A 14,953-nucleotide genomic window follows, 5' to 3' on the forward strand; every position below is an offset into this window, starting at 1 on the left:
TTCGCTTCTCTTTGAAAACAACTGCGCATGGCGAAAGAGGCTTCCGCGTCCGGAAACCCCTCTAGCGCCCTGCCGCCGAGAACTAACGCAACTTGAGGAATACACGAGATGGTCAAGATAGTAGGCAGCGACATCGAAGTGGCGCGCGCCGCAAAATTGCAACCGATTGAGAAGGTCGCAGAGAAGGCCGGGATTCCCGAATCGCAGCTGCTGCGTTTCGGTCCGCATAAGGCGAAGGTCGGTTTCGAATTCATCGATGAAGTTCAGTCACGTCCTGATGGACACCTCGTGCTGGTGACCGCAATTTCCCCAACGCCAGCCGGCGAGGGCAAGACCACGACAACTGTCGGACTCGGAGACGGCCTGAACCGCATCGGCCAAAAAGCTATGATTTGTTTGCGTGAGCCGTCGCTCGGTCCGTGCTTCGGCATGAAGGGTGGCGCCGCTGGTGGCGGCTATGCCCAGGTCGTGCCTATGGAGGACCTCAACCTCCATTTCACTGGTGATTTCCATGCCATCACCAGCGCCCACAACCTGCTCAGCGCGTTGATCGACAATCACATCTATTGGGGCAATGAGCTGGATATAGACACGCGCCGAGTTGCCTGGCGGCGTGTGCTCGACATGAACGACCGCGCACTTCGCGAGATTGTGACCTCACTCGGGGGCCCTGCAAACGGCTATCCGGCGCTCGCCGGATTCGACATCACCGTGGCGTCCGAAGTCATGGCAATCTTGTGCCTCGCCAAAGATCGCAAGGATCTCCAAAAGCGACTCGGCGACATGATCGTTGCCTATCGGCGCGACCGTTCGCCAGTCTATTGCCGTGACCTTAAGGCAGACGGCGCAATGACAGTTCTGCTGAAGGACGCGCTGATGCCGAACCTCGTGCAGACGCTCGAGAACAATCCGGCGTTTGTGCATGGCGGGCCTTTCGCCAACATCGCGCACGGCTGCAACTCCGTGATGGCGACCCGCACGGCTTTGAAGCTTGCAGATTACGTGGTGACGGAAGCAGGCTTCGGCGCCGACCTCGGGGCGGAGAAATTCTTCGACATCAAATGCCGCAAAGCAGGACTGGCGCCATCGGCTGCTGTCATCGTTGCAACCGTTCGCGCACTCAAGATGAATGGCGGGGTCAAGAAAGAGGACCTTGGTACCGAGAACGTCGCAGCACTCGAGAAGGGTTGCGTAAATCTCGGACGTCATTTGGAGAACGTGCGAAAGTTCGGCGTCCCTGCCGTCGTTGCAATCAATCATTTTTCCAAGGACACGCCTGCCGAAATCGAAGCTCTCAAGCGATATGTCGCCACTCAGGGCTCCGAGGCCATCGTCTGCAAACATTGGCAGGATGGGTCTGAAGGCACTCAAGACCTTGCACGAAAGGTGGTCGAGCTCTGCGCTTCTGGATCGGCTGCTTTCAAGCCGCTGTATTCCGACGAACTCGGGCTCTTTGAAAAGATCGAAACCATAGCGCGTGAGATCTATCGCGCAGAGTGCGTGGTGGCTGACCAGAAGATCCGCGACCAGCTGAAACAATGGGAGCAAGACGGCTACGGCCATCTCCCCGTCTGCATGGCTAAGACGCAGTATTCCTTCACGACCGATCCAAACAAGCGCGGTGCGCCGACAGGGTTCTCCTTACCCCTTCGCGAAGTCCGTCTCTCGGCAGGCGCTGGGTTCGTCGTTGGGATCTGCGGAGAGATCATGACCATGCCGGGCCTTCCGCGCGTGCCTGCAGCAGAAACCATTCGGCTCAACGAAAAAGGCGACATCGAAGGCTTGTTCTGAGGTCGCAAAGCAACTTCCGCAGTTGCGCTGCGGAGATGAACGGTTGCGAACAACTGTCAAACAGACGTCGGCGCTTCTGAGGGGGCGCCGACCAAACCAGGAGGAAAGAAATGCTCGTTAAGATGACGCTCGAGGAATTCGGCGATGTACTCGGGTCCGATGCTCCAGCACCTGGAGGCGGCAGTGTGGCTGCTCTGTCAGGCGCACTTGGCGCTGAGCTTGTAGCAATGGTGTGCCGCCTGAGTATCGGCAGGAAGGATCTTGAGGTTCACGCGCAAGAAATCAAAACCGGTCTGCTTGAGGCCGATGGGCTTGCAACTGGCCTCATGCGCCGCGTCGATCTCGACACGGAAGCCTTCAATTCAGTTATGGCGGCATTCAAGTTGCCGAAGGCGACCGATGCCGAGAAGCAGAAGCGCACCGAGGCGATCCAGACTGGATACAAGGACGCCGTCCAGTCGCCCCTCTCCATCGCACGCGAGTGCGTCAGCGTGCTCAATCTCTCCAAAAGGCTCTTGGGAAAAACCAATCCCAATGCCCTAAGCGATCTCGGCGTCGCGGCGCAACAGGCCTATGCGGGTCTCGAAGGCTCAATCATGAACGTCAGGATCAACCTGCCGTCCATCAAAGATGAGCAATTCAACTCCGCAACTTCGGACGAGGTTTCTCAACTTCTCAAGTGCGGTCGCGAGGCTAAGGATGATGTCTACAACTTCGTCAGCGAAAAACTTTAAGGCGGTTAGTGCGCTCGCTCGGCTTCCTAGCAGCAAGATTCTGCTCGAGAGGTTCACCGGGTTGCACCCGAAGACCATCGATCTATCGCTCGATCGAATGACAAGATTGCTCGCGGCGCTCGGAAATCCCGAGCGCCGTCTTCCACCGGTCGTGCATGTCGCTGGTACGAACGGGAAGGGCTCGCTTGTCGCGTTTGTGAGAGCAATTGCCGAAGCCCAAAGACGACGTGTGCACACGTACACGTCGCCACACCTCGTATCTTTCCACGAGCGCATTGGTCTTGCGCAAGAGGATGGGCACGCGCCGATTTCGGAGGAGAGACTGATTGAATGTCTGTCTCTCGTAGAGAGCGTCAATGGCAATCAGCCCATTACTCATTTTGAGATCACCACAGCTGCTGCCTTTGTCGCCTTCTCCCAGGAGAACGCCGATCTTCTTCTGCTCGAAACAGGGTTGGGTGGGCGGCTTGATGCGACCAATGTGGTCCAATCACCTCGGGCCACAGTGATCACTCCCATTTCCATTGATCATGTCTCGTTCCTCGGGAATACCTTGGCCTCTATCGCCGCCGAAAAGGCAGGCATCCTCAAGCCTGGTGTACCCTGCATCGTTGGTCGGCAGGAACCGGAGGCGCTAGCAGTCATCGAGGCGAAGGCGGCTGAAGTTGGCGCCCAATTGCATGTCTTCGGCCGCGACTTCGATGTCTTCGAGCGCGGCGGCCGGCTCATATTCGAGTCGCATACGCGCATGATCAATCTCCCGCTACCCCGTCTAGAAGGCGCGCACCAGATCGACAATGCTGGAACGGCTATCGCCACGGCGAGCCTTCTTTTCAATCAAAAGCTCTCGCTCGACGCGCTCGAACAGGGGCTTTCCACGGCATCGTGGCCGGGGCGACTGCAACGCCTGAATAAAGAGCCGTATCAGACGTACTTAGGGCCGAACACGGAGCTTTTTCTCGACGGAGGTCACAATGCAGCGGGTGGCGCAGCCGTCGCGGCGCATCTCGACGCCTTGAATGTCAGAGATCCCAGGGAAGTGCATTTGATCTGGGGCATGATGGAAACCAAGGATGCGGCCTCTGTCCTTCGGCATTTTCAGGGGCGCGTCTCGCGTGTTTACACGGTCCCGATCCCCGGCGAAGAGAACGCCTTTTCGGCTAGCGCTCTTGCAGAGATTGCCGAGACGGAGGGCTTTCCTGTTGTTCCCACGCAAGGCCTTCTCCACGCTCTGTTGCTTTCCAAAGCAGCCATGAGTGAGCCGGGTCGCGTCCTCATATTCGGTTCACTTTACCTCGCAGGCCATGTTCTCAAGTTCGAGCATGCATCGGATCTGACGCAAGGCGTGCGGTAGGAAAGTGGAGAGCACGTGAGCATGATACGAAAGTCGGACTTGCCGCCCGAAATGCCGCGCATCGTGCCGCCAACACAACGGGCGAGCCGGTTCCTCGGACAGGGAGACATCGATGTTTCCTTCGAATTTTTTCCGCCGAGGACCGCGGCGATGGAAAAATCACTGTGGCGCTCGATTGACAGGCTTGGTCCGTTGAGGCCGACGAGCGTCGCGGTAACTTCTGGTACTGGAGGGGCGACGCGAGAACGCACTCGTCTAACCGTTGAGCGAATTCTTCGTGAAACGACTCTGGCGCCAGCGGTTCATCTCACACGCGTTGGGAACACCCGCCAGGAGATTGCTGAAACCGCCGCGGCGTACTGGAACCTAGGCGTTCGGCAGCTGGTCGCTCTTCAGGGAGACGCACCCGCAGGCGATCCTTATGAGCCAGGTCCTGACGACTATGAGTACACCTGCGAAATGGTTGCCGACCTGAAAGGCATTGCAAACTTTGAGATCACGGTTGCCGGTTACCCGGAGAAGCACCCAGCATCGGTGACTGTTGCGGCTGATATCGCTACCCTGAAGAACAAAGTCGATGCGGGGGCAGATCGGATCATCACGCAGTTCTTTTTCGACAACAATCTGTTCTTCCGATTTGAAGAGCAGGCGAGAACACGAGGAGTGGCGGCGCCGATCATTCCAGGCATTCTGCCCATCCATAATTTCAAGCGGGTCGCGGCGGTTGCTGCGCGCTGCGGGGTCAGCATCCCGAGCTGGTTGGCGCGCCGTTTTGAGGGATTGGAAAACGATCCCGAGACGCATCGTCTAGCGGCAGCGGCGTTTGCTGCGGAGCAGGTTCTGGGCCTCGTGGATCGGGGCGTCACGGAATTTCACTTCTTCACGCTCAATCGCGCGGACCTCGTCTACGGAATTTGCCATATGCTCGGCTTGCGGGCCGCAGAAGAAGCATGAAGCGAATGCCTATACGCGGCGTTGAAATCGCGTCGAGCGGCCTATAGCAACCATTGTTGCTGACATGCCGGCATCGACAACTCGGTATTCTATCGCGACAACACCGTGATGGTGCTGGGCGATGCCAAGAAGATGACCGAGGAAATTGCCAAGGCGATGAGCCATCAAAGGCCGTAAGTTAATTGCGCAATTAATTAAAAAAGGCTAAGAGTGACGGGTTGACGGAAGGAAACTGAATGTTGGTGAAGCAATCGGCCGAAAAATTCTGCAAGGTCCTTGCCTCGGATGCGCCAACACCGGGTGGAGGAAGCGTCGCAGCCTTGTCGGGTGCGTTGGCGGCAAGTCTCGTGGCTATGGTTTGCCGGCTGAGCATCGGGCGCAAAGAATATGAGCAATATGCAAATACGCTCACTGATGCCTTGGAAAAAACTGAAGCGCTTTCGGCAAGTCTCCTAAAGCGCGTTGATCTTGACGCCGAAGCTTTCAACGGCGTGATGGCGGCCCTTAAAATGCCCAACGGCACGGACGACGAAAAGCAGATTCGCGCTGCCGAAATTGAGAGAGCCTACAAAGAAGCTGTGCAATCGCCCTTGAGTATTGCGAGGGAATGCCGCGACGTCGTTTTCTTTGCAAATAAGATCGCGGGGAAAGCCAACGCTGATGCCATTGGCGAGCTTGGAGTAGCCGGCCAGCAAGCGCTCGCCGGTCTGGAGGGCGCAATCATGAACGTCCAACTCAACCTCCCTCCGATCAAGGACGAGAAGTACAAAAGGGAAATGACGGACCGGGTGACGGGACTTCTGGCAGAGGGCCGAAAATTTCAACACACGGTTTACAAGCATGTTATCGAACAGCTTTGAAAAGCGCGGAATCGAACTGGGGAGCGCGAGGCTTCTCGAGCGCCTAAACACACTGCACCCTCGGACAATTGATCCCTCGCTTGATCGAATTCTAAGCCTTCTCGCAAAGCTTGGAAATCCGGAGCGAAAATTGCCGCCTGTCGTCCACGTCGCGGGCACAAACGGCAAGGGCTCGGTAATCGCATTCTTGCGCGCAATCGGCGAGTCGCTCGGCCAGCGCGTGCACGCTTATACGTCGCCTCATCTTGTTTCCTTCAACGAACGCATTGTGATCGGCGGCTTCGGCGGTGGTTCGCCGATTTCTGAAGGGTTTCTCATTGAGTGTCTCTCCGAAGTGGAGCGTGTCAATGCCGGTCAGCCAATCACTTTGTTCGAAATCACGACGGCTGCGGCGTTTGTAGCTTTTGCGGCCATTCCCGCCGATCTCTTGCTTCTCGAGACGGGTCTTGGCGGACGCTTTGATGCAACCAATGTAGTGGCTTCACCTAAAGCGACGGTTATCACTCCCGTTTCTTATGATCATATGGAATTTCTAGGATCATCTCTTGCTTCAATCGCTCGAGAGAAAGCCGGCATCCTAAAATTCGGAGTGCCGTGCATTGTTGGTCCTCAACCCGTGGAAGCTCTATCCGTTATCGAAGAGCGGGCCAAAATTTTGAACGTGCCGCTTAAGGTTTTCGGTCGAGAATTTCGAGCGTCGTTCCCTCAGGATCCTTGGTTGTTCGAAGAAGGCCGCGTGCAACTCAGATTGCCGCTGCCTAACCTCAAGGGGCCTCACCAAATTGAAAATGCAGCTGTGGCGGTTGCTGCCGCTAGGGCTGTTTTCGGTCGCGGACTTAAAAAGCACGGACTTTGGCGAGGCATGAGAACGGCGTCCTGGCCTGCTCGTCTCGAGTGTCTCTCAGAAGGCAACCTTCATACCTTTGTGAATGAGGGCACCGAGATCTGGCTGGATGGCGGCCACAACTTGGCGGGTGCAAACGTAATTGCCCGGTCAGTCGAAGAGCTCGGCTGGCGAAAAGATGGTCCGGTGCATTTGGTTTGGGGAATGATGGAATCTAAGGACGCCGAATCCTCCGTGGCAGCGTTGAAGGATCGCGTAGATCATATATTTACCGTGAAGATCCCAGGAGAAGTCGGGTCATTCGACGCCGAAAAGCTTTCTTCGATCGCTCGCAAACATGGTTTGCGTGCTACGGCCGCTACCGGCATCAGGCAAGCTCTCCTGCTGTCACAGGTACAAGCGCGGCCAGCGCCACGTGTGTTGATTTGCGGCTCGCTTTATCTCGCGGGTCACGCGCTGAAATTACATGGACGTTTTCTGCGAAAGCATGAAACGTCGAGTGTCGTAGCGGCGTTGATCAAAGCCGCCGGCGTCGCCTGAGATGGACCTGGTAACGCGACCCGGCCAACGCAATCGCGCCAATTAATTTTTCTCGACGGGTTGTCCCAGAGCACACACGTGGAGTTGTGCTCGAACTTGGCTGGGAGCATTGCTCCCAGCTTTTTTCATGCTTGCATTGGTGTTCGGCAATCGTCGCTCAACGCGTTAATCAGCTGACGGATGGTTCTGACGAATGTCCCACCGGTATTGCTGGGCGGGCGAGCGTCGGGTGACCTGAGCTACCACGTTCAGGTCTTCGTAGATGCCCATCATCTCCGACAGCATGAAGTCGGGCTTGGAGACGGCCCCAATGAAGCAGAGGAATTGCCTTCATCGCGAAGCGATTTCCAACTTCGCCAACCACACCAGAAGCTGGGTGTTCGCAACGCATCGAGTTGGCTCGAAACGGAAAGGTGTAGACCTCCACGATTTCGTGGGGTGAATAAGTGGGTAAGATTTTAGCAGCTCTCGCTAGGTCACACTGAGTGCGCTGCGGAAGTTGCCTACCAAACCTAGTGCGGTGAAATGCTTGGCAAAAAGTCCGTCTTGGACAGACTGGCGCCCCGTAGGGGACTCGAACCCCTGTTGCCCACGTGAGAGGCGGGTGTCCTGGGCCACTAGACGAACGGGGCAGGCGCAAAGGACGTGTAGTCGAGTGTTGGCAGTCGATCAAGCCCTGAAGCGCATGGCAATTACAACCTGAGCAGGCGAGAACGACACTCGCGCCGGAAAGGAAACGGCAAGCCCATGAAGGGCCTGCTAATTGCGCGGCACCGATTCCACCGGCTTCACTTCGGCCACACGTTGCCCTGTTTCGATGTCGACGATCGCAATCCCCGGGCCGCTCGGTCCCTCGTGGTGGACGGCGAGCCGGTTGCCCGATAATGAAACCGACACGATCCGCGCGCCCTTTGGAATTTCCAGCGAAAGCGTCGCACCGGGCGAAACGGTGACAGTCCGCGACGTTTGTGCGCCGCTTGATCCCCCCGTCGAGAGACCAACCACCTTCACCGCGACGGCTCCGAGCCCGACGAGAATAAGCGCGGCAAGTCCACCGACGACGATCTTGAGATTGCGCTGGAGGCGCTGTTCGCGCATCAAGTCGGCCGAGGATGTCTGCGGCTGATCGTTAGTCATCACGAGAATTTCTTTCTGATAGTTACGAGCGCCCGTGCCCATCGACGAACAAAAACAGAGCATCATCGAGGTTGTCGCAGGCCCCGACGATGCCGGCCAACGGCTCGATCGTTGGCTCGCCTCGAAGATTGATGGGGTGAGCCGCGCCCGTGTCCAGTCTCTCATACGCGATGGCCACGTCCGCGCGGGCGAGACGATAGGGGAGCCGCGCACACCGGTCAAACCGGGCGCCGTTTATACAGTCACCCTGCCGCAGGCGGAAGATACCGGCGTCGAGGGCGAGGATGTGCCGCTCGATATCGTCTACGAAGATGACGATCTGATCGTGATCGATAAGCCGGCCGGCCTCGTCGTGCACCCGTCAGCCGGGCACGCGTCGGGAACACTGGTCAACGCTTTGATCGCCCATTGCGGAGATAGCCTCTCTGGTATTGGCGGCGTCAAGCGGCCCGGCATCGTGCATCGGCTGGACAAGGATACATCGGGCCTGCTCGTGGTTGCCAAGTCGGACGCGGCGCACCAGGGCTTGGCGGAGCAGTTCCAAAGCCACGGCCGCGACGGTCGGCTCTATCGCAGCTATTTGGCTTTCGTATGGGGCAAGCTTTCGCTGCCGGCCGGTTCAATCGATGCCCGCCTCGGACGAAGCCGCGCCAACCGGATGAAAATCGCGGTAACGCGAGGCATGGTCGGCCGCAGCGCCAAGACCCACTATGAGGTGATCGACGTATTTCCAGGAGAAACGCCCGGAGGCGACGTGTCGCTCCTACGGTTGGTGCTGGAAACGGGCAGGACGCATCAAATCCGCGTGCATCTGGCGCATATCGGCCATCCGGTTCTGGGAGATCCGACCTATGGCGCCGGCTTTAAAACACGCATCGGGTCGCTCCGCGGCGAGGCGAAAGACGCGGCGTCAGGCCTGACGCGACAGGCGCTTCACGCCGCCGAACTGGAGTTCGAACATCCGATTTCGGGCAAAAAGCTTAAGTTTAGCAGTAAATTGCCAGCCGACCTTAAACAGCTTGGAGAGGCGTTGAAGCCTACCCAAGACAAAACGACGGAAAAGAAGCGCGGCCGTCGTTTGAAGTAGGTGGCTTGGATATGTGGGTTATCGTCACGGTCGTTCAAGACGAAGTGACGGGAACCCCTAGTGAATTCCTAGATTTCACTACTATGTAACATCAGACGTTGGGGGAGCGTATAGACTCCCACAATCTGAAGGGAGCACGGACCGAACCGGAAACGGGAGAAGGTCCGGCAGAGGGCAATGGCATCTAAAGGTCTTCCGTCACTGGCCGGCGGTTCGCTCGGCCTCACTCGGTATCTGGAAGAGATTCGCAAATTCCCGATGCTTGCGCCGAACGAGGAATTTATGCTCGCCAAGCGCTGGCAGGAACACCAGGATTCGGACGCCGCCGAAAAACTCGTGACGTCGCACTTGCGTCTCGTCGCGCGCATCGCGATGGGTTATCGCGGCTACGGCTTGCCGATCGGCGAAGTCATATCCGAAGGAAACGTCGGCTTGATGCAGGCCGTCAAACGCTTCGATCCCGACAAGGGCTTTCGCCTCGCAACATATGCGATGTGGTGGATTCGCGCGTCAATTCAAGAGTACATCCTGCGGTCGTGGAGCCTCGTGAAGATGGGCACCACCGCGGCGCAGAAGAAGCTCTTCTTCAATTTGCGGCGCGCGAAAAGCCAGCTCCAGGCGCTCGATGACGGAGATCTGAAGCCCGAGCACGTCAAGACGATCGCGACAAAGCTCGGCGTGCCCGAGGAAGACGTGGTGAATATGAATCGCCGCCTCGGTGGCGACGCATCCCTCAACGCGCCCATTCGCGCTGAATCGGAATCGGGCGAATGGCAGGATTGGCTCGTTGACGATAGCCCGACCCAGGAAGACCGCCTCGTCGAGGACGAAGAGCTGCAACGGCGTAAGTCGTATCTCTCGTCGGCCATGGCAGTCCTGAACGATCGCGAGCGCCGGGTGTTCGAGGCTCGAAGGCTGACAGAAGACCCGGCAACGCTCGAGCAGTTGTCGGAAGAGTTCGGCGTCAGCCGCGAGCGCATCCGGCAGATCGAGGTCAGGGCGTTCGAAAAGGTGCAGAAGGCGGTAACGTCGACAGCGCGGCAGGCGGAATCGCCTGCGGCTCTCGAAGGTGCCCGCCACTGACGCATTATCGGTCCGATACCGGCCCAGTACCGGGCCCCCAGTACCGGGCCAGTACCGGGCTTGACGGGATCGATTAAGGCGCATACCCGCTTATCTCTGTAAGCTTCACATGGCGGCGCCGACCTGGCGCCGCCATTGCCTTATGGATTGCGATCCACCAATGCGCCGCCGGTTTGCACTCGTTTTCAATTCGACCGCCGGCGTCGCCATTCCCCGCCTTCTCGACGGCGTGATCGGCCGCCTGCGCCATAGCAAGGCGGAAGTCTTCCAGGTCCCAGCACGCAGTTCTGCCGAAGCCTCGGAACGCGTTGCGGATTTGGCAAGACGCGGCGCCTGTGACGCCGTCATCGCGGCGGGCGGCGACGGCACATTCCGCGCCGTGGCGACGGGGGCGGCCGGAACGATTCTGCCCGTCGGTCTCGTTCCTCTGGGAACCGGCAACGTGCTTGCGGGCGAGATCGGCCTGCCGAAAGGCGTTCGAGCGCTCGCTGACGTACTCTTGACCGGCGAGCAAATCGAAACGCGCGGCGGCCTCGCCAACGGCGAACCGTTTTTCCTGATGTTGGGCGCGGGCTTCGATGCGCGCGTCGTCGCGAAGCTCAATTACCGGACGAAACGCGTGTTCGGCAGGGGCGCCTATGTCTATCCCGTCATCAGGACATTTGCCGAGGCGCACCCCGTTTTCGACGTCGAGCTCGACGGGCGAAAGTTCGAAGCGAGCTGGATAATCCTGTCGTTTGCGACCCGCTACGGCAGCCTGTTCACGCTGGCCCCTGATGCCGGGTTGGGGCGCGATACGCTCATTGCCGTCGTGATGGAAGCAGGCTCTCGCCGGGCAATCGGAGCCAATCTGCTATCGCTGGCGCTGGGATGGCTTGCCCGGCCGGAGGCGAGGCCGAAGGGCGTGCACGTTTTGCCGGTCAAAGCCGCAACGATCGGCAGGCGCGAACCCACACATTTCCAGGTCGACGGAGACGAGGGCGGAATGTCTCCTGTGGACGTTCGTGCCGACGGTCCCCGAGTTCGACTGATTGTCCCGCCCCGCTATGTTGCTGATCTCACGAATTGTCATGCGAATCGCTTAGCCTATGAAGTGTGAAGTGTTGTTAGGCGTGTCCTTACAACTTTGTGCGAGCGTCAGAGCGAGAACCAAGGGTCAATGCCCTTCTCTTCTCTGGACCGGTTCCAGATGGACCGGCAGATGACTTCGAATGGCGCGCGGCAGCAATGGATAGGGCTGCCCGAGGGAGCGTCGTTCTGGTCCAGGTTCGGCAGCTTCACGTACCTATCCAACCCTTTCCGCATTTCCGACATCGAACTTCAGACGTTAGCGCGCCGCTCAGCGAGCCCGTGTGCTGAGAGTCCGCGTGCGTTGCCTCGATATCGGAACACTCGCTCTCCTGAGCGAGTTGGCGGACACCTGGAAGATGGAGTGCCTCATGCAGAAGCGCTGTCACCAGCCAACCGGTTTTCTCCGATCAAGCGGGGCCCACTCCTCGCGCGATTTGTCGAGGAGACGCTGGCTGATTCTGCTCTGGCGACAACAGCACAAATATCCTCCATGTAGGAGGTAACTGATGCATGCAGGGGTCGGTGCGACGAACTCCTGCCACGCAAAAAAAGAGGCCGGCTCCAATGAGCCGACCTCTTTTTTATTATTTCCGCGCCTTGCGGCCGGCTCCCCTAAGGGGAGTCGTGAGACGCTCACATAGGAAGCCGCGCGATATCGTGTGAGAAGTAATTGTCGATCGCGGTCGCGATCGATTGCGCAACCTTGCCGCGCCATTCGTCGGATTTCAGGTTGCTGGCGTCTTGCTGGTTCGTCACGTAGGCAAGCTCGATCAGAACGGAAGGAAACTGCGCCGTCTTCAAAACGCGGAACGCAGCCTGCTGCTCGGGCTCTTGGCGAAGGGGAGTGCTTTCGCCCATGTTCTCGATGACCGTCTTCGCGAACATGCCGCTGCGTTCGCGCGTCATTTCCAAATCGCGGTTGGCGAGATCGGCGAGAATGTCTTTGACGGTACCGACATCGCCGTTAGCGCTCTTGACCGTATCGATCTCGTCTGCCGACAGAACCATTTGCGCCGAGTTGCCTTTCGCGGAGCGTTCGAGCGATTTGGCGACGCCGTCGCGCAACGAATAGATCGTGGCGCCGCGCGCCCGCGTGCCGTTGTCTGAGTAGTCGGCGTGGATGGCAATGAAGAGGTTTGCTTTGTTGCGCTCCGCGTACTTCGTCCGCTCGTCGAGCGGAATGAATGTGTCGTCGCTACGCGTCATCAAAACCTTATACCGGCCGGTCTTTTCCAGAAGGTCGCGCAATACGAGGCCGAATTTGAGGACGACCTCCTTCTCGACCGTCCCGAATTTCATGGCGCCTGAATCGTTCCCACCGTGACCGGGATCGAGAACGATGATCTGCTTGTAAGCCTTTGCGGCTCGTTCCCTCGGGGTTTCGGCAAGCCGCGGTGAGGGCGGCTGCAGGTCGGATGCGCCGAGAGCCGAAGGCTTCGCCAGTGATTTGCGGGGATCGGGAAGTGCGGCGGCCGCGGGAAGGATCGCGAGAGAGAGGAGGTAGCGGCCATCCTTGTCTTTGCTGATCTTCGAACTTTCGATCACGGCCGGCTCGGTGACGTCGATGACGACGCGCGTTTTGCCGCGTGCCGCGAGGCCCGCACGAAAACTTTTGACGAGGCCCGCCGGCTGCTTTCCTTCGAGCGTCGGAAGCCGAACGTTGACGCCCGGCAGCTCGACGACAACCCGGTTCGGGTTCGCAAGTGCAAAGACCTGATAGTCGACTTTGCTTTCGAGGCCGATGACGAAGCGGGTGCCCGTGGTGCTTTGGGCCGACCTAGGCGCGGGGCCCGGCGAGACGGCTGCGGTCTGCACATCGGAATTCTGAGCGGTCGTGTCTGCGGCCTTGCTCCCAGCGTGGGCCGGGCACACTGCGCCGGCGGCCAAAGCCGCTGCGAAGACGCTGCATATTGAGCGTCGAGCCGAGCAACGCATAAGTGCAATCCCCCTAGGCGCGCTCACCACCCATCCGAGTGCGCCACAGAGGCTTCTGTGTGCCCGGGGATGATGGCGTTTTAGCGGTCGGAGCAATAGGTTATTAAGATTATCGGGCAACAGCAGTTAATCTCTCGTTAAGAGCTAAAATTAGCGGTTTCGAGGAAAGCTTTGGGCGGCAGCTAATCAGCTATTGCCGTTTGAAACCCAAGCCGCGGCCGCTTCGTCATCGCTTTCGCGGGCTTCGACCCATCGGGTGGTGCCGCTGACGAGCGTCTCTTTCTTCCAGAATGGCGCACACGTCTTAAGGTAGTCCATCAGGAACGCTGTCGCACCAAACGCATCGCCGCGGTGCGGCGAACACGCGATAACCAGCACGATATTGTCGCCAGGCTTGAGCTCGCCGACGCGATGTATGATTAACGACGCCGACAGACGAAATCGCTGCCGTGCTTCCGCTTCGATCCTCTCGAGCTCGGCTTCCGTCATGCCGGGATAATGTTCGAGCGTCATCGAGACGAGCTTCTCAGCCCCGGCTTCGCCGCGCACCTTACCGACGAAAATGGAGACGCCGCCGATTCCGGTATCGTCTGCGGCGAGCCGCGACATTTCTTCCGAGACATCGAAATCCGCCTCCGAAACGCGAACGGCCATCTTAGCCTCCCGTCACGGGAGGAAAGAAAGCGATCTCGCGCGCGGAGCCGATCTGTGCGGCGGGTTTTGCGTGGCTATGGTCGATCGCGACGCGGATCGCTTCCGGCTTCGCGAATGCCTGATCGAAGGGATGACCGCGACGGGACTGCCAGAGGAGCAGGTCCCTCACGGTCAGGATATCCGCCGGCAGTATCAGGCGCTCTTCGCTGAGGCCGGTGCGCTCGCGCAGCCACGCGAAATAGCGCAGTACAGTTTCGCCGGTGCTTGGTTTTTCGGTCATAGCGATATCAGCGATCGATAGCGTGGCGAATGCCGGCTTTCAGATAGTCATAGCCGGTCAACAGCGTAAGAAGAGCGGCAATCCATAAAAGCAAAACGCCCGCCGTCGTTGTGCCGGGCAGGATGCCTTCCGCCGCCGGTCCAACGAGCAGCATGGCAAGCGCCACGAACTGAACCGCCGTCTTCCACTTGGCAAGCTGCGTGACGTGAATTTTGACGTTGAGCTCGGCGAGAAATTCGCGAAGCCCGGAAACCAGAATTTCGCGCGACAGGATGATGAGACCCGCCCAGATCGCCCAGCCGCCGATCGTGCCGGTATAGACGAGCATCAGGAGCGTTGCCCCGACGAGCAGCTTATCGGCGATCGGATCGAGCATGCGGCCGAGGTTCGACTGCTGCTCCCAGATCCGCGCGAGATACCCGTCCAGCCAGTCGGTCAGGCATGCAGCGACAAAGATCGCAAACGCCAGCCACCGCGCAAACTCGCCTGTCCCGAAAAACAGGACGCCCGCGAGCACGGGTACCGCCACGATCCGGCCGTAGGTCAGGATATTGGGCAGGCTCGTCGAAATCGAGCGGTGCGCGACGTGGTCCATGTTTTTGGGTTAGCCGCAGGGGAGTGGGCCCGTC

General features: G+C 58.8%; 14 protein-coding genes and 1 tRNA gene. 9 read left to right on the top strand and 6 right to left on the bottom strand.

All coding sequences use genetic code 11. From position 1 onward, the window contains the following. Window positions 1-108 precede the first annotated feature (108 nt). The 6 genes from AC1DK3_RS04460 (at window position 109) to AC1DK3_RS04485 (ending at window position 7,077) form a co-directional block, all read left to right on the top strand. Window positions 109-1,791, top strand: a complete 1,683-nt coding sequence (locus AC1DK3_RS04460; protein WP_477191072.1) for a formate--tetrahydrofolate ligase — start codon at window positions 109-111, stop codon at window positions 1,789-1,791. A 110-nt stretch (window positions 1,792-1,901) separates the two neighbouring features. Next, entirely contained in the window at window positions 1,902-2,525 is a 624-nt protein-coding gene (locus AC1DK3_RS04465) for a cyclodeaminase/cyclohydrolase family protein (protein ID WP_477191073.1), read from the top strand. Between the two features lie 61 nt (window positions 2,526-2,586). Next, window positions 2,587-3,879, top strand: coding sequence for a bifunctional folylpolyglutamate synthase/dihydrofolate synthase (locus tag AC1DK3_RS04470; RefSeq protein WP_477191074.1), 1,293 nt, complete (start codon window positions 2,587-2,589; stop codon window positions 3,877-3,879). A 60-nt stretch (window positions 3,880-3,939) separates the two neighbouring features. Beyond that, a complete protein-coding gene (metF, locus tag AC1DK3_RS04475; RefSeq protein ID WP_477192873.1) occupies window positions 3,940-4,833 on the top strand; it encodes a methylenetetrahydrofolate reductase [NAD(P)H] in 894 nt (297 codons plus the stop codon). A 236-nt stretch (window positions 4,834-5,069) separates the two neighbouring features. Continuing rightward, window positions 5,070-5,693: a cyclodeaminase/cyclohydrolase family protein gene (locus AC1DK3_RS04480; protein WP_477191075.1), complete on the top strand. Its 624-nt coding sequence runs from the start codon at window positions 5,070-5,072 to the stop codon at window positions 5,691-5,693. After that, a complete protein-coding gene (locus AC1DK3_RS04485; protein WP_477191076.1) occupies window positions 5,674-7,077 on the top strand; it encodes a bifunctional folylpolyglutamate synthase/dihydrofolate synthase in 1,404 nt (467 codons plus the stop codon). The genes AC1DK3_RS04480 and AC1DK3_RS04485 overlap by 20 nt, the downstream gene beginning before the upstream one ends. A gap of 556 nt (window positions 7,078-7,633) precedes the next feature. Here AC1DK3_RS04485 and AC1DK3_RS04490 read toward each other — a convergent pair. Continuing rightward, window positions 7,634-7,709 (bottom strand) — tRNA-Glu (locus AC1DK3_RS04490). Between the two features lie 127 nt (window positions 7,710-7,836). Further along, the gene (locus AC1DK3_RS04495) at window positions 7,837-8,214 is read right to left on the bottom strand and encodes a hypothetical protein (protein WP_477191077.1); all 378 of its coding nucleotides are present in this window, start codon (window positions 8,212-8,214) and stop codon (window positions 7,837-7,839) included. A 34-nt stretch (window positions 8,215-8,248) separates the two neighbouring features. Here AC1DK3_RS04495 and AC1DK3_RS04500 point away from each other — a divergent pair, with 34 nt between their 5' ends. The 3 genes from AC1DK3_RS04500 (at window position 8,249) to AC1DK3_RS04510 (ending at window position 11,483) form a co-directional block, all read left to right on the top strand. Further along, the gene (locus tag AC1DK3_RS04500; RefSeq protein WP_477191078.1) at window positions 8,249-9,301 is read left to right on the top strand and encodes an RluA family pseudouridine synthase; all 1,053 of its coding nucleotides are present in this window, start codon (window positions 8,249-8,251) and stop codon (window positions 9,299-9,301) included. A gap of 177 nt (window positions 9,302-9,478) precedes the next feature. After that, complete coding sequence (rpoH, locus tag AC1DK3_RS04505; protein WP_477191079.1) at window positions 9,479-10,384, top strand: RNA polymerase sigma factor RpoH; 906 nt, start codon at window positions 9,479-9,481, stop codon at window positions 10,382-10,384. Window positions 10,385-10,544: 160 nt separating this feature from the next. Next, window positions 10,545-11,483: a diacylglycerol/lipid kinase family protein gene (locus tag AC1DK3_RS04510; protein WP_477191080.1), complete on the top strand. Its 939-nt coding sequence runs from the start codon at window positions 10,545-10,547 to the stop codon at window positions 11,481-11,483. A 605-nt stretch (window positions 11,484-12,088) separates the two neighbouring features. Here the strand turns inward: AC1DK3_RS04510 and AC1DK3_RS04515 are convergent. The 4 genes from AC1DK3_RS04515 to pgsA form a co-directional block, all read right to left on the bottom strand. Further along, entirely contained in the window at window positions 12,089-13,270 is a 1,182-nt protein-coding gene (locus tag AC1DK3_RS04515; RefSeq protein ID WP_477191081.1) for an N-acetylmuramoyl-L-alanine amidase, read from the bottom strand. Window positions 13,271-13,576: 306 nt separating this feature from the next. After that, a complete protein-coding gene (locus AC1DK3_RS04520; protein ID WP_477191082.1) occupies window positions 13,577-14,044 on the bottom strand; it encodes a molybdenum cofactor biosynthesis protein MoaE in 468 nt (155 codons plus the stop codon). A gap of 1 nt (window position 14,045) precedes the next feature. Then, the gene (moaD, locus tag AC1DK3_RS04525; RefSeq protein WP_477191083.1) at window positions 14,046-14,324 is read right to left on the bottom strand and encodes a molybdopterin converting factor subunit 1; all 279 of its coding nucleotides are present in this window, start codon (window positions 14,322-14,324) and stop codon (window positions 14,046-14,048) included. 7 nt (window positions 14,325-14,331) lie between these two features. Further along, window positions 14,332-14,919 (bottom strand): CDP-diacylglycerol--glycerol-3-phosphate 3-phosphatidyltransferase, encoded by a 588-nt coding sequence (gene pgsA, locus AC1DK3_RS04530; RefSeq protein ID WP_477191084.1) that lies wholly within the window; start codon window positions 14,917-14,919, stop codon window positions 14,332-14,334. Window positions 14,920-14,953 lie beyond the last annotated feature (34 nt).

It is taken from the genome of Hyphomicrobium sp. 01T421, assembly GCF_056398805.1.